Source organism: Bradyrhizobium algeriense, assembly GCF_003062295.1.
Classification (GTDB): domain Bacteria; phylum Pseudomonadota; class Alphaproteobacteria; order Rhizobiales; family Xanthobacteraceae; genus Bradyrhizobium; species Bradyrhizobium algeriense.
Genome location: NZ_PYCN01000001.1, coordinates 1 through 15000, shown reverse-complemented (window position 1 = coordinate 15000; position 15000 = coordinate 1). Strand labels below are relative to the sequence as shown.

Genomic DNA, 15000 nt, shown 5'->3' with positions numbered 1-15000 from the left:
CCAGCCCGGATAGTAGTAATACTTCGCGACCTTCACGAAGCCGAGCTTCTCGTCGTCGTAGGGGCCAACCCACTCGGCTGCATCGATGGTGCCCTTTTCGAGCGCCGGATAGATGTCGCCGGCTGCGATCTGCTGCGGTACGCCGCCGACCTTGGCGATGATGGTGCCGGCAAAGCCGCCGACGCGGAATTTCAGGCCCTTGAGATCCTCAACGGACTTGATTTCCTTCCGGAACCAGCCGCCCATCTGCGCGCCTGTGCTGCCAGTCGGAACGCCCACGCACTTATATTCTTTCAGAAGGTCGTTGAGCATATCCATGCCGCCGCCGAACCGCAGCCAGGAGATATGCGCCCGCGTGTTGAGGCCGAACGGCAACGAGGTGCCGAAGGTGAAGGCCGGGTTCTTGCCCCAATAGTAATAGAGCGCGGTGTTGCCCATCTCCACGGTGCCGTTCGAGACCGCGTCGAGCACCTGCAACGCCGGCACGATTTCGCCTGCGGCGAACGGCTGAATCTGGAATTTGTTATCAGTGATGTCGGCGACGCGCTTGGTGAAGTATTCGCAACCGCCGTAAAGTGTATCGAGGGACTTCGGCCAGCTTGCCGCAAGCCGCCACTTTATTTCAGGATTCGATTGCGCAATCGCAGGCGCGGCCACCGCACTCGCGGCAAGACCGACGCCGCCCACCTTCAAGAAATCACGACGCTTCATTTGCTCTCCCTCTATGTTTTTGCCGATACCGAACCAAGGGACAACGATCTGGTGTCGTCTTCTTACCGATGGCCGGTGCTGGACTGTTGTTTAGGAATGTGGGCCCTGAAACCAAGGCTCTTGGTTTTTCGAATGCAATCAATTTCCCGGCTTTATGGACCTGCGGGCAGGATGACGAACTAGTGATTGATAATCAAGGGTTCTGGTTCCGCCGCAGTTGCGAAGGACTGCCTAAATATCGAGCGTTTGAGCTGCTTCAGCCAACGAAAGGCCAAGACCGGGAGCGATGCGCGGCAAGCTAATCGGAAATGCCGCATCGCAGTAATTCCGCAGCGCGAGTGCGTTCGGCGACCAACGCCATTCAACGTCACGCATAGCAAGGTGGTGGACTTTCCAGCCGCCGCCGGTACGCGTTGCGCGATCGTCACCGCGCGGAGAACGCCGCTTCCATCGCCCGGCGCGTCTTGATGGTGTCGCTGTTTTCGTCGACATCGACATCGCTCCAGCGCACCACCGCGCCATGGGCGATGTCGTTCTTCAGCTTGACGCGATGGGCAAGTCCGATCGGCAGCGCGCCGGCCGAGAGACTTTTTCGTGCCGGCATCAGTTTGCCCCACACCGTGTAGCCGCCTTCGCCGTCGAGCATTTCGCCGGCGCGCAGATCGCGCTTTGCGACCGCTGCGACGTCGCCACGAAAATCATGCGGCTGTCCGGTCGGCTCGTTGCGCAGCGCCGCCGACAGGATGGAAATATTCAGTTCGAGGCCGATCAGATGATACGGCTTGTACATCGCCGCATATCGACCCGAGGCATCGGTCTTCAGCCCATACTGCCTGAAGCAATCGGCGGCATAATCGTTCGGCGCTTCCAGCACGACATAGACACCCCAGCGCAGGTCGCGGAAGACAGGACGGCCGTCGCGCTCCAAAGACGACACGACCTCCGCAAGGCCGGCCTTCTCCAGCACGCCGCCCGCGTCACGCGGCCGCATCACATGCGGCAGATCGTCGACGCCGCAGGGCGGAAACAGCAAGCCATCCGATGGCACGTCCAGCCCGCACGCGTTCGCGATCGCTGCCATTTCGATCGCGGATTTGGTGCCGTCCAGAAACGAGTTGAACATCTGCGGATTCATGCCGGCCGATTGCGCTTCGCCGGCCGTCAGCCCGTAATGGCTCCAGACACCGTCCGGCGTCACGTCGTGATAGGCCGGCAGATATTTGGTGCCCTTGCCGGCGGCGACGACGCGAAAGCCGGTCGCGCGCGCCCAGTCCACCATCTCCGCCGTCAGCGCCGGCTGGTCGCCATAGGCCAGCGAATAGACCACGCCGGCCTTGCGGGCTTCCTCGGCCAACAGCGGTCCGGCCAGCACGTCGGCCTCGACATTGACCATGACGACATGCTTGCCGGCCGCAATCGCCGCGCGGGCATGCCGGATGCCGACGGCTGGGTTACCGGTCGCTTCCACCACGACGTCCATTGCGCCGCCGGCAATCGCGCGCGCTCCGTCATCGGTGAAAGCCGTTCGTGCGATCCGCGCCTCGTCCCAGCCGACGGTACGGCACGCTTCGCGGGCGCGATCGCGATCGAGGTCGATGATGACGGACACTTCGAGTCCCGGCGTATGCGGCACCTGCGACAGGAACATCGAGCCGAATTTTCCGGCGCCGATCAGCGCGACGCGAACCGGCTTGCCGGCCGCAAGGCGGGCGTTGAGGAGGCGATGAAGGTTCATGAGAAGAATCCTAACAGGTAGCGCGGCAGCAATGATTGTTCCGCCATGGCCGGGCATAGCGAAGACGCGCTTCGCGCTTCAGCCCGGGCATGACGAGTGTTCTAAAATGACTTCAAACTACTCCGCCGCCTGGCGATGGGCACGCGCAAGCCGCAGCAGCGCGTCATCCTCCACCGTCTGGATCGGCGTAAAATCGCGGTGCGCGATATATTCCGGCCGCGTCGGGGTGCGGATGTAGTTTGAAACCGCATTCAGCGTCAGGTAGACGATCTTGCGCGGATAGGGCGTGATGTTGCCGCTTGATCCGTGCACCAGGTTGCCGTGGAACATCAGCATGCCGCCGGCCTTGCCGGTGGGGGCTACGATGCCGCCTTCTTTCACCAGCCGGGTGACGGTCGCCTCGTCGAGCGTCCACAGCGGATAGGAGGTGGTCTCCAGGTCATGCGAGGCCTTGAGGTCGCCGGCGTGCTGGCTCTTCGGCACCAGCATCAAGGGGCCGTTGATCGGCATCACCTCGTCGAGGAAGATCGCGATGTTCATCGCGCGCGGTTCGGGCATGCCGTCGTCGCGCTTCCAGGTGCCGTAATCCTGGTGCCACTGCCAGACGTCGCCCGTGAAGGCGGCTTTGGCGTTGATCTTGAACTGATGCATGTAGACCTTCTCGCCGAAGAGCTGCTCGATCGGCTCGATCATGCGGGGATGGGCGCCGAGCGCGCCGAACGCCTCGTTATAGAGATGCGCGGCAAAGGCGGTGCGCGGCGCGCCGCTCTTCTCGCGCCACACCTCCGGGCGGTTGGCGTCGTAGATGCCTTCGGCCTCGCGCGCGAGATAGGCCACTTCCTCGGGGCTGAACAGCTCGGGCAGGAACAGCCAGCCTTCGCGGTTGAAGAATTCGATCTGCTGCGGCGTCAGTTTCATGGTGTTTCCTCCTTTGGTTTTTATTTTGTTGTCATTCCGGGGCGGTGCGAAGCACCGAACCCGGAATCTCGAGGTTCCGGGTTCACGCTTCGCGTGCCCCGGAACGACGGCGTTTCCATCACGCCGCCCGATCCGTCGCCCTCAGTCTCTCCTCCGTCATCCGTCCCGCCGTTTGCGCATGCGCCAGCGCCGCGGCTTCCGCGGCCTTCGCATTGCCCTCAAAGATCTGCGCTGCAATCGCCTCGTGCTCGGCCCAGGCGCTTTCGCGGTAATCGAGTTCGGCGAGCACGGTCGCCATCGAGCGGCGCATATGCGGCCATTGCGGCGCGATCATTTCCTCGATCGCGGGATTGCCCGCGAGGCGATAGATCGCGCTGTGAAAGTCGACATCGAGTGCGATCAGCCGCGCGAGTGGTGTATTTCGGTCGATGGTCCGTCCGGCCTGCAGCGCGGCGTCGAGCTGCGCGCGACCTGAAATATCGGACCTGGCCCGCTCAGCAGCCAGCCGTGCCGCCAGCGCATCGATCGCACCGCGCACCTCGTAGAGCTGGCGGATGCGCTCCGGGTCGAGCCGGGTGACTTCAAAGCCGCGCCGGCCGCTTTCGGCGACGAGCCCCTGCCGGTGCAGCAAATGCAGCGCGTGTGAGACCGGCTGGCGCGAGACGCCGAGCTTTTCCGCAAGCTCGTTCTGCCGGATGCGATGTCCAGGGGGCAGCGAACGATCGGTGATCGCCTCGAGGATCCGGGCATAGACCTGGTCGATCAGGTTGGGAAGCGGATCCAATGGGATCATGCCGGCTGTCCATTTTCGAATACGGAATTCCGAATTCAATAATAGGAGGAGATCCGACCCCGGTCAAGGTTCTAGGATCGGCGTGCTGCGGCGGGTGCCTGGGACTATGCTGCGCCAAGGGGCGATCGGAGGTCCGCAATGAGCAGCGATGCAGCCGGCTTCATTGGCAACATCCCGCAGTATTACGATGAGGGCCTCGGCCCGATCATCTTCACCGAATATGCAGCCGATATCTCAAGGCGCGTAGCCGCCAGCCGCCCGGCGCGGGTGCTCGAAACCGCCGCCGGCACGGGGATCGTCACCCGGAAATTGCGTGATGCACTGCCTGATGACACGCGACTGATCGCGACCGATCTCAATCCGCCGATGCTCGATATTGCATGCGCCAAATTTCGGCCCGGCGAGCAGGTCGAATTCCAGCCTGCAGATGCGATCGCGCTTCCCTTCGCCGATCAAAGCTTCGACGCCATCGCCTGTCAGTTCGGCGTGATGTTCTTTCCCGACAAGGCAAGATCCTTTGCCGAGGCCTATCGCGTGCTCGCCCGGGGCGGACGCTATGTGCTCAGCGTCTGGGACTCCCATCGGTATAACTCGTTTGGCCGCATCGCGCATGAGGTGGCGGGGCGCTTCTTCCCTGCCGATCCGCCGCAGTTCTACAGCGTGCCGTTCTCCTGCCATCAGATCGATCCGATCAAGGAGTATCTGATCGCGGCCGGCTTCGACGACATCGGCATCGCCGTGATCAGACAGGAGCGCGAGCTTCCCGACACCGCGAATTTCGCGCGCGCAGCGGTCCATGGTAACCCGCTGATCGATCAGGTGCGGGCGCGCGGCGGCGTCGATCCGGAACGCATCGTCGACGCGCTGACGCAGGAATTTCGCCGCGAATTCGGCGATCCCGGCCGGATGCCGATTCAGGCGATCGTGTTTTCCGCGACGAAGAAATGACCCTACTCACGCGAGCAGGGTGACGTTGAGCTCGCCGATCTGTTCGGCGTCCGCCACAGCATCGAGCGCTGATATCCGCTCGCCGCGGATGGTTAGCCGCACCACGATGCGCAATTGCCCGCCGAAGATAACGGCGAGCGCCGGAGCGCCGTCGACGAGCGCCGGTTTGGCGGCCTGCGCGCGGCCCTTGAAGAACTCTGCAACCGCGGTAGCGCCGCGGATTTCGGCGAGCGAACCGAACCGCTGCGCCGCTTGATCGGCGCGCACGACCACGTCGGGATCCAGCACCGCGAGCAGCCCTTCGAAGTCGCCTTCGCGCGAGGCCTTTAGGAAGGCGTCGACGATGTTTTTCTGCCGGCCGAAATCGGCGTCCGGCGCCGGCGTGCCCTGCACCCGGCGGCGGGCGCGGCTCGCCAATTGCCTCGCAGCAGATGGCGTGCGGTCGACGATCGGGGCAATCTCCTCGAACGGCACGGCAAACATGTCGTGCAGCACGAAGGCCAGCCGCTCGGCCGGCGCCAGGGTTTCCAGCACCACCAGCAGCGCAGCGCCGACGGAATCGGCCATTTCCGCATCGCGCCCATGCGCATCGTCAGCGGCTGGTTCCGGAACATGCGGCCCCATCGGTTCCTCGCGCCGCGATTTGCGCGAGCGCAGCATGTCGAGGCAGACGCGGGCGATAACCGTGGTCAGCCAGCCGCCGAGGTTTTCGACCGCGCTGGTGTCGGAACGGCTCAGCCGCAGCCAGGTCTCCTGCACGGCATCGTCGACCTCGCCGGTCGAGCCCAGCATGCGGTAGGCCACCGCCCTCAGGCGGGCCCGGTTGGCCTCGAATTGTTCAGCCAGAAACTTTTTCTCGTCCAAATTTATTTCCTGCATCGGTCACATTCCCATGTCGCGTTCCGTCTTGGCTATGACGAACGAAAGCGCGCCGATGTGACAGCAAATCGGCGGTAAGCGGCGTCAGAACGGAACAACCCATGGAGAGTAGAAATGATGCACGCCCGTATGAATCACCCGGTCATGGTCGTCCCCGATGCCATGAAGGCGCTGCAGGCGCTGGGCGAACTGACCAAGAAGGACTTGCCGGAAAAGCTGCTCGAGCTGGTGCATCTGCGCGCCAGCCAGATCAATGGCTGCAGCGCCTGCGTCGACATGCACCCCAAGATCGCCAAACGGGCCGGGGAGACCGATGAGCGCCTGTTCTCGGTCGCAGCATGGCGCGACACCCCCTATTTCACGGAAGGCGAGCGCGCGGCCCTGGCGTTGACGGAAGCCTTGACCCGGCTCAGCGACCGGCCCGATCCGGTGCCGGATGAGGTCTGGAGCGAGGCCGACAAGCATTTCGACGAGGCGGAGCTCGCGGCGCTGATTCTGGCGATCGCCAATATCAATGTCTGGAACAGGCTCAATATCGCGGTGCGTCAGCCGGCGGGCGTCTGGAAGGGGTAGCTACGACCAAATTCCGCTCAATTTTGGCGCGCGGGATCGTGCTTATTTTACCGGCGCGCGCTAAACAACAAGCCCGGCCAGATCGGCCGGGCTTTGGCTTTTGTCGCTTCATCCCGTTTCCCGATCATGCCCGTCCTTTTAGACCAAACGACCATGCTGCGGCCGACCATCCGAAAGCGGATACTCGGCATCGCCATCGGTTTGATCTTTCTGATGGCGATCACGTCGGCGTTGTCGACGGTGATGACGCGCAAGATTGCCCATCAGCTCGACGAGCTCAGCACCAAATATGTCGAGGCTTATGGACATCTGGCCCGGATGAATGTCCGTTCGCTGGAGCAGGCGCTTGCGTTGCGCCGCATGGTGGCCGCCAGGACACAATCGCCGCCCGACGATGCCGGCTTTGCGGATCGACAAAAGGACTACGAGGGCAAGGGGCTGGAAATCGATCGGGAAGCGGAAGCCGCGCGCGCCCTGATCAATGCGATCATCGATGACCCCTCGACTGAATCCGACAACGCAAAGCTCGGCCGGATAGATGACCGGATCGAGCAAGTCGCCAGCGACCTCCGCCGCTATCTGGGTGAGGAGTACAAGCGTATATTGCCGCTGCTCGAAGCCGGAAAGATTTCGGAAGCGAGGGCCGCCATGGTCCGGTCCGACACGCTTCGCGACGAGTTCAACCAAAGGATCGAGGAAATCCGTACGGACATGCTGGCGCAGGTCCGTGCCGACGCCAGGATAACGATGCGGGACCAGAACACGGCGACCGTCATCTCCGTGATCCTGACGGTGCTGGCATCCGTTGTGGGGCTTCTGTTTTCGTTCTTCGTCAGCATCGGCATCACCCGGCCGGTACGGCGGTTGCTGGACGGCACCCGCGCCGTCGAAGCCGGCAGGCTCGATGCCTCTATCGATGTCACCACGCGCGACGAAATTGGCCAGCTCACGACGGCGTTCAACAACATGGTCGAGCAATTGCGCCACAAGGAACACCTGCGCGAAACCTTCGGCCGCTATGTCGACCCGCGCGTCGTCGAAGGCCTGATCGACCCGCAATCGCTGGCTGCCAGCAACGGCGAGCGGCGGGTGATGACGGTGCTGTTCTGCGACATGAAGGGCTTTACCAGCCTCAGCGAAGGCACGACACCGCAGGGCCTCGTCAAGGTGATGAACCATTATCTGTCGACGATGTCGGGACCGATCCGCAGCCATCGCGGCATCATCGACAAGTATATCGGCGACGCGATCATGGCCTATTGGGGGCCTCCGTTTACCGAGCATAGCGAGCAGGCACGGCTGGCCTGCCTTGCCGCCGTCGAGATGGCCGATCGCGGCGCCGCGTTGCGGACCGAATTGCCCGAACTGCTCGGCGTGCGCACCGTGCCGAGCGACTGCGAAGTGCGCATCGGCATTGCAACCGGCGAGGTGCTGGTCGGCAGCATCGGCTCGGAATTCATGATGAGCTACACGGTGATGGGTGATGCGGTGAATCTGGCGTCGCGTCTGGAGAACGCCAACAAGTTCTACGGCAGTCACTCGCTGGCGTCGGAGCCTGCGATCCTCTCGGCCGGCGACGCGGTCGAAGCCCGCGAAATCGACCGGCTGGTGGTCGCGGGCCAGACCCGTCCCGAAGCGGTGTTCGAGATCATCGGGCGCAAGGGCGAGTTGACCGAGAAGCAACTTGAACTGCTGGCGCGGTACGCCGAGGGCCTCGCTGCCTATCGGGCGCGCCGCTGGGATGATGCGCGCCGGGCCTTCGAGGCGGCGCTCAAGGCTGTCCCCGGCGACGGACCGTCCAAAGCGATGGCGCAACGTGTCGAGAACTTTCAGGCTAATCCGCCCGCCGCCGATTGGGATGGCGCGTGGCGGCTGGATCAGAAGTAAACGGGGCGAGGCGTTTACGCCGCGAGAAACTCCAGCACCACGTCGCAAAATTCCTGCGGCGCCTGTTCGAACATCCAGTGACGGGTGCCCGGGATCACCGCAGTCTTTGCGCCCGGAATATGTTCGGCCAGCACGCGCCAGATCACCGCCAACGCGCCCTTGGTGTCGCCACCGCCGATCAACAAGGTTGGCGTCCTGATCGATTCCGCTTCGCTCTTCAGAAGCGGCTTGCGGTTTTCGCCGACCTGGCCGAGCAGCGTATAGATGTTGTCGCGCAATTGCTGTCGTGACGCCGCAGGCCACCGCGCCCACGCGCCTTCACCGTCGATCCCATCGACGAAGAGGGCGAGCGCACCGTCGATGTCGCCGTTTCGCACCATCTCGGCTGCGACCGGAACGCGCGGACCCGGCGGCACCGGGCCGGGCGGTGGACTTGTCGGTTGCAGTGATGGTTCGAGATCGCCGCCGGGTTCGGCAAAAATGGCCTTGCGCAACAGATCCGGCCGCACCTGCGCCACCCGGAATCCGATATGGCCGCCGCGGGAATGGCCGATCAGATCGACCGGCCCGGCATTCAGCTTTTCGATGAAGCCGATGACGTCGGCTGTGTGCTGCGCCATCAGATAGTCGTTGCCGACGCCGCCCCAATGCTCCGGGAAAAATCGCCGCAGGCTGAGCGCAATCACACGGTGCTTCCTCGACAACGGCCCGAGCACGGCGTTCCAGGTGCGGAAGTCTCCGAGTGTGCCATGCACGAGAACCAGTGGCGGGCTGTTGTCGGAACCTCGGCCAACATCGAGATAGGCAATGTCATAGCCATTGACGCTCAAGCTCTGCATGGCGATCAATTCTCCGCGAGATATGTCAAAACGATCTCGCAATATTTCTGCGGCGCCTGTTCGAACATCGGATGCGTGGCGTTCGGGATTATCTCGGTGCGCGACCCCTTTACGTTGGCCGCCAGCGCATGCAGCACCCGCGGGAACGCGCCCTTGGTGTTGGCGCCGCCGATGAACAGCGTCGGTGTCGTGATCGCTTCTGCATCCGCCCTGGAGAGCAGCGGACGCTGGTCGCGGGTTTGCCCGACCAGTGTCGTGGCGTTGTCGCGCAAAAGCTGTTTCGGCGTCGCCGGCAGGCGCCTCCAGGCACCGGGCCCTTCCAGCGCATCCAGGAAGATCTGCAGGCCGCCGTCGATGTCGCCTTTGACGATTGCCTCGGCGGAAGCCGCGATCTGAGCGGCCAGCGGCGAGGGGCCGGGCTTGTAGGCAGGATCGAGCGTCGCGTCGAGCTCGCCGCCGGGTTCGGCCAGGATCAGCTTGCGCAACAGGTCAGGCCGCCGCTGCGCGACGCGAAAACAGATGTTCCCGCCGCGGGAATGGCCCATCAGGTTGACGGGTCTGGTATCCAGCTTCTCGATAAAGGCGATGACGTCGTCGACGTGTTGCGCGGTCGAGTAGGTTTCGCCGACGCCGTCCCAACGGTCGGGGAAAAAATGCCGTAACGACGGCGCGATCACCCGGTGCCTGCGCGTCAGCGGTCCGAGCACCGACGACCAGATCCGGAAATCGCACAGCGAACCATGCACGCAGACCAGCGGCGGGCCGTCGCCAGCGCCCTGGCCGATATCGAGATAGGCCATGTCATAGCCGTTGACGTTTATGGTTTGCATGGGATCTCGTGAGGGTGGGGTGGGACCAAGGGCCGTTGAAGGGCGCTGGCGAGAACCCCAGATCAGCGGAAGTTGTTCATGCCGTCAAGTTCCCTCAGGTTTCGGGTGGATAGCAATAATCTCCAAGCCTAGATTTGGGCCCAAGAGGAAGCTGGGTGGCATTGAGCAGGAGAATATGGAGCCAGCCATGACCGGGCACCATTTTACGATATTCGACACCGCGATCGGCCGCTGCGGCATCGTATGGGGCGAGCGCGGCATCACGTCGGTGCAATTGCCGATGGGCGATGAAAAGAAGACCCGCACCCGCCTGCAGCAGCGCCATGACGACCTGATCGAGGCGCCGCCGCCCGCGAAGGTGCAGGCCGCGATCGACGGGATTGTGGAGCTGCTCGAGGGCAAGCCGAACGACCTCGCCGATGTCGTGCTCGATCTCGACGGCGTTCCCGAATTCAACCGCGGCGTCTATGACATCGCGCGCACGATACCGCCGGGCAAGACCATGACCTATGGCGACATCGCCAAGCAACTCGGCGGCGTCGAGCTGTCGCGCGACGTCGGCCAGGCGCTGGGTCGCAACCCCTGTCCGATCGTGGTGCCGTGCCACCGCGTGCTGGCGGCGGGCAACAAGCCCGGCGGCTTCTCCGCCAATGGCGGGGTGGTGACGAAGCTGAAGATGCTGACGATCGAAGGCGCGGTCGTGAACCACACGCCGAGCCTGTTCGATTGAGCGGTTGCCTTACCGTCCCTTGAAGTTGGGCGTTCGCTTCTCGTTGAAGGCCAGCACGCCCTCGCGGCGGTCCTCGGTTGGGACCATACGGTTATAGGCCTCGATTTCCAAAGCGAGGCCGTCCCGCAAGGACAGTTGCAGGCCCCGGTGGATCGACAGCTTTGCCTGGCGGACGGAGATCGGGGCGTTGCGGGCGATATGTGAGGCGGTCGCCAGCGCCGCCGGCAGCAGCTCGGATAGCGGAAAGACTTCGTTCACAAGACCCCAGGCGTGGGCTTCGGCCGCGGTAAACGGCTTGCCGGTCAGGATCAATTCCTTGGCGCGGCGCTCGCCGACGGCTCGCGGCAGGGTCTGCGTGCCGCCGCCGCCGGGCATGATGCCGAGCGTGACTTCGGTGAGCGCGAAGCGAGCATTCTCCGATGCGTAGAGGAAGTCGCAGCATCCTGCGATCTCGCAACCGCCGCCATAGGCCGCGCCGTTGACGGCGCCGATGATCGGGACCGGACAGTCGATCAGCGCCCGCACCATCCGCTCGAAGATGACGTGCTGGCGCGTCCACGCTTCGTCGGTCATGCCGCGGCGCTCCTTGAGGTCGCCGCCGGCGCAGAACGCCTTGTCGCCGGTGCCAGTGAGAACGATGCAGCGCAGGCCCTTCGGATCGAGCGCCGTATCCTCGAAATAGCGCACGAGATCGCGCCCCATCTGGGTGTTGAGTGCGTTGGACGCGTCCGGCCGGTTGAGCCGGACAATCGCCACATGCTCGTCGATCGGCTCGACCGAAAGCGTCTCGAATGTAGGCGTGTCCGCGCTCATATAGCCTCGCAGGAAAATCCATTGCCCTTGCGCCGGATCTTTCCGACCGACGGGGAGGGGAAATGCGCGGTGCAGCACAGCGTATCGGTGTCGCAATAGCGCTCCATGAAATTGCGGCGCGTCGTTGCTGCTTGCGCCTGATCGACGTCGAACTTCACGGACAATTCCGGATAACGCGTCTGCAACGGCGAATGCATCAAATCGCCGGAGAACACGGCGTCGTCCTTGCCGCGGCCGAAGGTGAAGGCGGCATGGCCGGGCGTGTGGCCCGGCGTCGGCAGGATGCGGGTGTGGTCGCCGATCGCGTAATCGCTGCGGACGATCTCGGCCTGCCTGGCCTCGACGACCGGAAGCACGCTGTCGCCAAACGCCGGCACGGGCGTTTTCGCATGCGTTTCGGTCCAGTAGTCGAACTCGGTCTTGTCGAACACGTAGCGCGCCTTCGGAAATGTCGGCACCCAGCGGCCATTGTCGAGCCGCGTGTTCCAGCCGACATGGTCGACATGCAGATGCGTGCACATGACATAGTCGATATCGGCGACGGAAAAGCCTGCTGCGGCCAGACCGCGGAGATAGGTGTCGTCGGTCTTCATGTTCCATTTCGGCCGCTGCGGCCGCGGCTTGTCGTTGCCGATGCAGCTATCGATCAGGATGGTGTGATGCGGGGTCTTCACGACATAGGACTGGAAGCACAGGATCAACACGTCCTTGTCGTCGAGCGCACCGGCCTTTTGCATCCATGACCGGTTTTCCGCCAGCACTTCCGGCGTCAGGCCCGGCAGCATTTCCAGCGCCGGCAGGAAGGTAGTTTCCTGTTCGATGATGCGATGGATGGTGAGATCGCCGACAGTAAATTTCAGGCTCATGCTATTTCCCGCTTGATTAGCGCGTGTTGTTGTCGCGAACGGACGGAAGGATGTAGTTTGCCATCATGTCGAGCGCCGCGTCGCCCTGGTATGGCCGAAAATAGAGGCCCGATGTCGTCATCACCACAAGGTCGCGATCGGGCACGATGAAAATGCGCTGACCGCCCGAGCCCATCGCCGCAATCCACTTCACTTCCTTCTCCTGTGCAATCGAGCGGCCCATCCACCATTGCTGGCCATAAAAGAAAAGACCGCTGAAATAGCCGATCGCCTGAAAACGCGGCGTGACCGATTGCGCGATCCATTTGGCCGAGACGATCTGCTTGCTGTTCCAGTCGCCCTTGTTTAGCATGAGCTGGCCGATCTTTGCGGCGTCGCGCGGGCGAAGACGAAGGCCGACGGCCGGGGCAATCTTTTCGTTCGCGTACTTCATCCACTCCCAGTCGGAGATGCCGAGCGGTGCGAACAGCGTATCGCGCGCGAACGCCTCCAGCGATTTGCCCGATACGCGCTCGATGATGTTGCCGAGCAGGTCCGTTCCGCCGCCATTGTAGGTCCACACCGTGTCCGGCGGTGCAGCGATAGGCTTCGACAGGACATAGCGTATCGGATCAGCTTCGTTGCCGAGGTGCGGTTCGTCGTTTTTTGGATCTTTCCAGCCGCGGTTCTCGTCCCATTGAATACCCGACGACATGGTCAGGAGGTGGCGAAGGGTGATGTTGTCCCAACCCCGCGACTTCTGTGCGGAGTAATCCGGAAAGAATTTAACGACAGGCTCATCGGCGCTGGCAATCAGCTTACGGTCGATCGCAATCCCGACCAGCAGGGAGATCACGCTCTTCGAGGCCGATCGCATGTCGTGTTTGGTCGTCGCATCGAAATCGTGCTGTCCGCCGCCCTGGCCCCAGGGCTCGTCATATCCTGCAAAGTATTGTTCGAAGACGAGCTTGCCGTGACGAACGATGACCACGGCGTGAACGTTAGCTTCGGTTTCCTTGAGCCGCGCCGCGATGGCGCACAGCCGTACACTATCGAGGCCGGCGCTTTCAGGAGAATCGATCGTCCAGCCGTCGCCAAGCGCGGCGGGTACACCGCAAGCCGGACTTCCTTGGCTCCGCGCTTGCGTAGCCGACGCCGCGAGCATGAAAACGGCAGCGAAGCCGAGGCGCCGCAATTTTTTGCCAACCTCGCGCATGCTGCCGTCTCCGTTTTTGTTGTTACGCCGGTGGCGGGACCGAGATTTTTACCGACGGCCGCTCCAGCATTTTCTGATGGAAAGCGTCCAGCTTCGGATAGGCCTTGCGCCAGCCGCAATCGGCGAAGCGGAAATCGGCATAGCCGAGTACGCAGACAAGCCCGATCTGTGCGATGTTGAACGGGCCCGACAGCACCTCGGACTTGTTCTCGAAGCGCGCCATGCCGGTCCACGCGCGGTTCCAGTGATCGTCAGACCACGCCTTCCACCGCAGCGGCTCCGGCCGCACCATGCCTTCGTAGCGGCACAGCAGCATGGCATCGAGCATGCCCTGCAGCAGGGAGTGGTCGCTCTTGACCTTCCATCTTTCAGGACCCGAGGTGGGGATCAACTTCCCGCCGCCGGCGAGCTCGTCGAGATATTCGACGATGACATAGGAATCGAGGATGACGTCGCCATTGTCGAGGATCAGCACCGGCAGCTTCTTGAGCGGTGTGATCTTGGAATATTCCTCGTTCGGTTGACTCGGCGCGACGGTCGCGGGGGTGAACTCGATCTTGTCGATCAGGCCGGTCTCGATCGCGGCGATGCGCACTTTTCGGGCGAACGGCGAGGCGGGGGAGAAGGTGAGGTTCATGCGGATTCCCTAAACGATACTCAAACGGGATTTCAGGCGTCATTGCCTGCGACAAACGCGGAGCGTTTGCGCAAGGGAGCGAAGCGACGAAGCAATCCATTCTTGCTTTGCGGCCTCATGGATTGCTTCGCTTCGCTCGCAATGACGTGGATGGCGCCGGAGTCCGACGCCACAGCACTCACGCCGCGATGATCTCCTGCCGCTGCTCGCCGAGGCCTTCGATGCCGAGGGTTACGACGTCGCCGACGTTGAGGAAGGTCGGCGGCTTCATGCCGAGACCGACGCCGGGCGGGGTGCCCGTCGTGACGATGTCGCCGGGCAACAGCGTCATGAACTGCGAGACATAGGAAATGCATTTCGCCATCGAGAAGATCATGGTCGAGGTGTTCCCGGTTTGGCGGCGCTGGCCGTTGACGTCGAGCCACATGCCGAGCTTCTGCACGTCAGGGATTTCGTCCTTGGTCACTAGGAGCCTGTCCCTATAATGGACTTAGGATTAAGCGAGGCGGGTTCTGAAGCTTTTTGGGGAGACAGGTTCTCCTCAGCGTGCGGCGGCGAGTTTTGCGAGGTTGTGGGCGATGCAGATCATGGCCCATTCGGCTTTGACCTTGTCGATGCTGCGCAGGAGGAACTGGCGGAAGCCTCT

General features: G+C 62.9%; 16 protein-coding genes and 1 pseudogene (1 of these 17 only partly in view). 4 read left to right on the top strand and 13 right to left on the bottom strand.

Going from position 1 to position 15000, the window contains the following annotated elements; genetic code table 11:
* The 4 genes from C7G61_RS00085 to C7G61_RS00070 all read right to left on the bottom strand — a co-directional run.
* On the bottom strand, positions 1-711 hold the 5' portion of the coding sequence (locus C7G61_RS00085; protein WP_108512067.1) for a TRAP transporter substrate-binding protein. Its footprint begins 378 nt before the window's first position; the window shows 711 of its 1089 coding nt (coding positions 1-711); its start codon is at positions 709-711; the stop codon falls past the left edge of the window.
* 424 nt (positions 712-1135) lie between these two features.
* Positions 1136-2446 carry an NAD(P)H-dependent oxidoreductase gene (locus C7G61_RS00080; protein WP_190241597.1) on the bottom strand — a complete coding sequence of 437 codons (1311 nt, stop codon included), beginning with the start codon at positions 2444-2446 and terminating at the stop codon, positions 1136-1138.
* A gap of 117 nt (positions 2447-2563) precedes the next feature.
* Positions 2564-3364 carry a phytanoyl-CoA dioxygenase family protein gene (locus C7G61_RS00075; RefSeq protein ID WP_108512066.1) on the bottom strand — a complete coding sequence of 267 codons (801 nt, stop codon included), beginning with the start codon at positions 3362-3364 and terminating at the stop codon, positions 2564-2566.
* A 118-nt stretch (positions 3365-3482) separates the two neighbouring features.
* Positions 3483-4157, bottom strand: coding sequence for a GntR family transcriptional regulator (locus tag C7G61_RS00070; RefSeq protein ID WP_108512065.1), 675 nt, complete (start codon positions 4155-4157; stop codon positions 3483-3485).
* A 138-nt stretch (positions 4158-4295) separates the two neighbouring features.
* On the opposite strand from C7G61_RS00070, the gene C7G61_RS00065 reads away from it, so the two are divergent.
* A complete protein-coding gene (locus tag C7G61_RS00065; RefSeq protein ID WP_108512064.1) occupies positions 4296-5105 on the top strand; it encodes a class I SAM-dependent methyltransferase in 810 nt (269 codons plus the stop codon).
* Between the two features lie 6 nt (positions 5106-5111).
* On the opposite strand, the gene C7G61_RS00060 is transcribed toward C7G61_RS00065, so the two are convergent.
* Complete coding sequence (locus tag C7G61_RS00060) at positions 5112-5969, bottom strand: sigma-70 family RNA polymerase sigma factor (RefSeq protein ID WP_190241596.1); 858 nt, start codon at positions 5967-5969, stop codon at positions 5112-5114.
* Between the two features lie 132 nt (positions 5970-6101).
* On the opposite strand from C7G61_RS00060, the gene C7G61_RS00055 reads away from it, so the two are divergent.
* Positions 6102-6557, top strand: a complete 456-nt coding sequence (locus tag C7G61_RS00055; protein WP_108512746.1) for a carboxymuconolactone decarboxylase family protein — start codon at positions 6102-6104, stop codon at positions 6555-6557.
* Between the two features lie 153 nt (positions 6558-6710).
* Entirely contained in the window at positions 6711-8444 is a 1734-nt protein-coding gene (locus C7G61_RS00050) for an adenylate/guanylate cyclase domain-containing protein (protein WP_108512062.1), read from the top strand.
* Between the two features lie 14 nt (positions 8445-8458).
* On the opposite strand, the gene C7G61_RS00045 is transcribed toward C7G61_RS00050, so the two are convergent.
* On the bottom strand, positions 8459-9283 hold the full coding sequence (locus C7G61_RS00045; RefSeq protein WP_108512061.1) for an alpha/beta fold hydrolase: 825 nt from the start codon (positions 9281-9283) through the stop codon (positions 8459-8461).
* Between the two features lie 5 nt (positions 9284-9288).
* Positions 9289-10113 carry an alpha/beta fold hydrolase gene (locus tag C7G61_RS00040; RefSeq protein ID WP_108512060.1) on the bottom strand — a complete coding sequence of 275 codons (825 nt, stop codon included), beginning with the start codon at positions 10111-10113 and terminating at the stop codon, positions 9289-9291.
* Between the two features lie 187 nt (positions 10114-10300).
* Here C7G61_RS00040 and C7G61_RS00035 point away from each other — a divergent pair, with 187 nt between their 5' ends.
* Positions 10301-10843, top strand: coding sequence for a methylated-DNA--[protein]-cysteine S-methyltransferase (locus tag C7G61_RS00035; RefSeq protein ID WP_108512745.1), 543 nt, complete (start codon positions 10301-10303; stop codon positions 10841-10843).
* Positions 10844-10852: 9 nt separating this feature from the next.
* Here C7G61_RS00035 and C7G61_RS00030 read toward each other — a convergent pair whose 3' ends face one another.
* From C7G61_RS00030 to C7G61_RS00005, 6 genes and pseudogenes are all read right to left on the bottom strand, one after another.
* Positions 10853-11656 (bottom strand): enoyl-CoA hydratase/isomerase family protein, encoded by an 804-nt coding sequence (locus tag C7G61_RS00030; RefSeq protein ID WP_108512059.1) that lies wholly within the window; start codon positions 11654-11656, stop codon positions 10853-10855.
* The gene (locus C7G61_RS00025; protein WP_108512058.1) at positions 11653-12522 is read right to left on the bottom strand and encodes an MBL fold metallo-hydrolase; all 870 of its coding nucleotides are present in this window, start codon (positions 12520-12522) and stop codon (positions 11653-11655) included. The genes C7G61_RS00030 and C7G61_RS00025 overlap by 4 nt, the downstream gene beginning before the upstream one ends.
* A 16-nt stretch (positions 12523-12538) precedes the next feature.
* Positions 12539-13717 (bottom strand): serine hydrolase domain-containing protein, encoded by a 1179-nt coding sequence (locus C7G61_RS00020; RefSeq protein ID WP_244608073.1) that lies wholly within the window; start codon positions 13715-13717, stop codon positions 12539-12541.
* A 22-nt stretch (positions 13718-13739) separates the two neighbouring features.
* A complete protein-coding gene (locus tag C7G61_RS00015) occupies positions 13740-14354 on the bottom strand; it encodes a glutathione S-transferase family protein (protein ID WP_108512057.1) in 615 nt (204 codons plus the stop codon).
* Positions 14355-14532: 178 nt separating this feature from the next.
* Positions 14533-14823 (bottom strand): annotated as a pseudogene (locus C7G61_RS00010) (fumarylacetoacetate hydrolase family protein); the annotation flags it as partial.
* Between the two features lie 72 nt (positions 14824-14895).
* On the bottom strand, positions 14896-15000 hold a 105-nt coding region (locus tag C7G61_RS00005), incomplete at its 5' end, for a transposase (RefSeq protein ID WP_145963526.1).

Bases quoted from the DNA above. Each gene is read 5' to 3' on its own strand.
- C7G61_RS00015 (WP_108512057.1), bottom strand. From the start codon at position 14,354: ATGAACCTCACCTTCTCCCCCGCCTCGCCGTTCGCCCGAAAAGTGCGC.
- C7G61_RS00080 (WP_190241597.1), bottom strand. From the start codon at position 2,446: ATGAACCTTCATCGCCTCCTCAACGCCCGCCTTGCGGCCGGCAAGCCG.
- C7G61_RS00050 (WP_108512062.1), top strand. From the start codon at position 6,711: ATGCTGCGGCCGACCATCCGAAAGCGGATACTCGGCATCGCCATCGGT.
- C7G61_RS00025 (WP_108512058.1), bottom strand. From the start codon at position 12,522: ATGAGCCTGAAATTTACTGTCGGCGATCTCACCATCCATCGCATCATC.
- C7G61_RS00070 (WP_108512065.1), bottom strand. From the start codon at position 4,157: ATGATCCCATTGGATCCGCTTCCCAACCTGATCGACCAGGTCTATGCC.
- C7G61_RS00075 (WP_108512066.1), bottom strand. From the start codon at position 3,364: ATGAAACTGACGCCGCAGCAGATCGAATTCTTCAACCGCGAAGGCTGG.
- C7G61_RS00040 (WP_108512060.1), bottom strand. From the start codon at position 10,113: ATGCAAACCATAAACGTCAACGGCTATGACATGGCCTATCTCGATATC.
- C7G61_RS00065 (WP_108512064.1), top strand. From the start codon at position 4,296: ATGAGCAGCGATGCAGCCGGCTTCATTGGCAACATCCCGCAGTATTAC.
- C7G61_RS00030 (WP_108512059.1), bottom strand. From the start codon at position 11,656: ATGAGCGCGGACACGCCTACATTCGAGACGCTTTCGGTCGAGCCGATC.
- C7G61_RS00035 (WP_108512745.1), top strand. From the start codon at position 10,301: ATGACCGGGCACCATTTTACGATATTCGACACCGCGATCGGCCGCTGC.
- C7G61_RS00045 (WP_108512061.1), bottom strand. From the start codon at position 9,283: ATGCAGAGCTTGAGCGTCAATGGCTATGACATTGCCTATCTCGATGTT.
- C7G61_RS00020 (WP_244608073.1), bottom strand. From the start codon at position 13,717: ATGCGCGAGGTTGGCAAAAAATTGCGGCGCCTCGGCTTCGCTGCCGTT.
- C7G61_RS00055 (WP_108512746.1), top strand. From the start codon at position 6,102: ATGCACGCCCGTATGAATCACCCGGTCATGGTCGTCCCCGATGCCATG.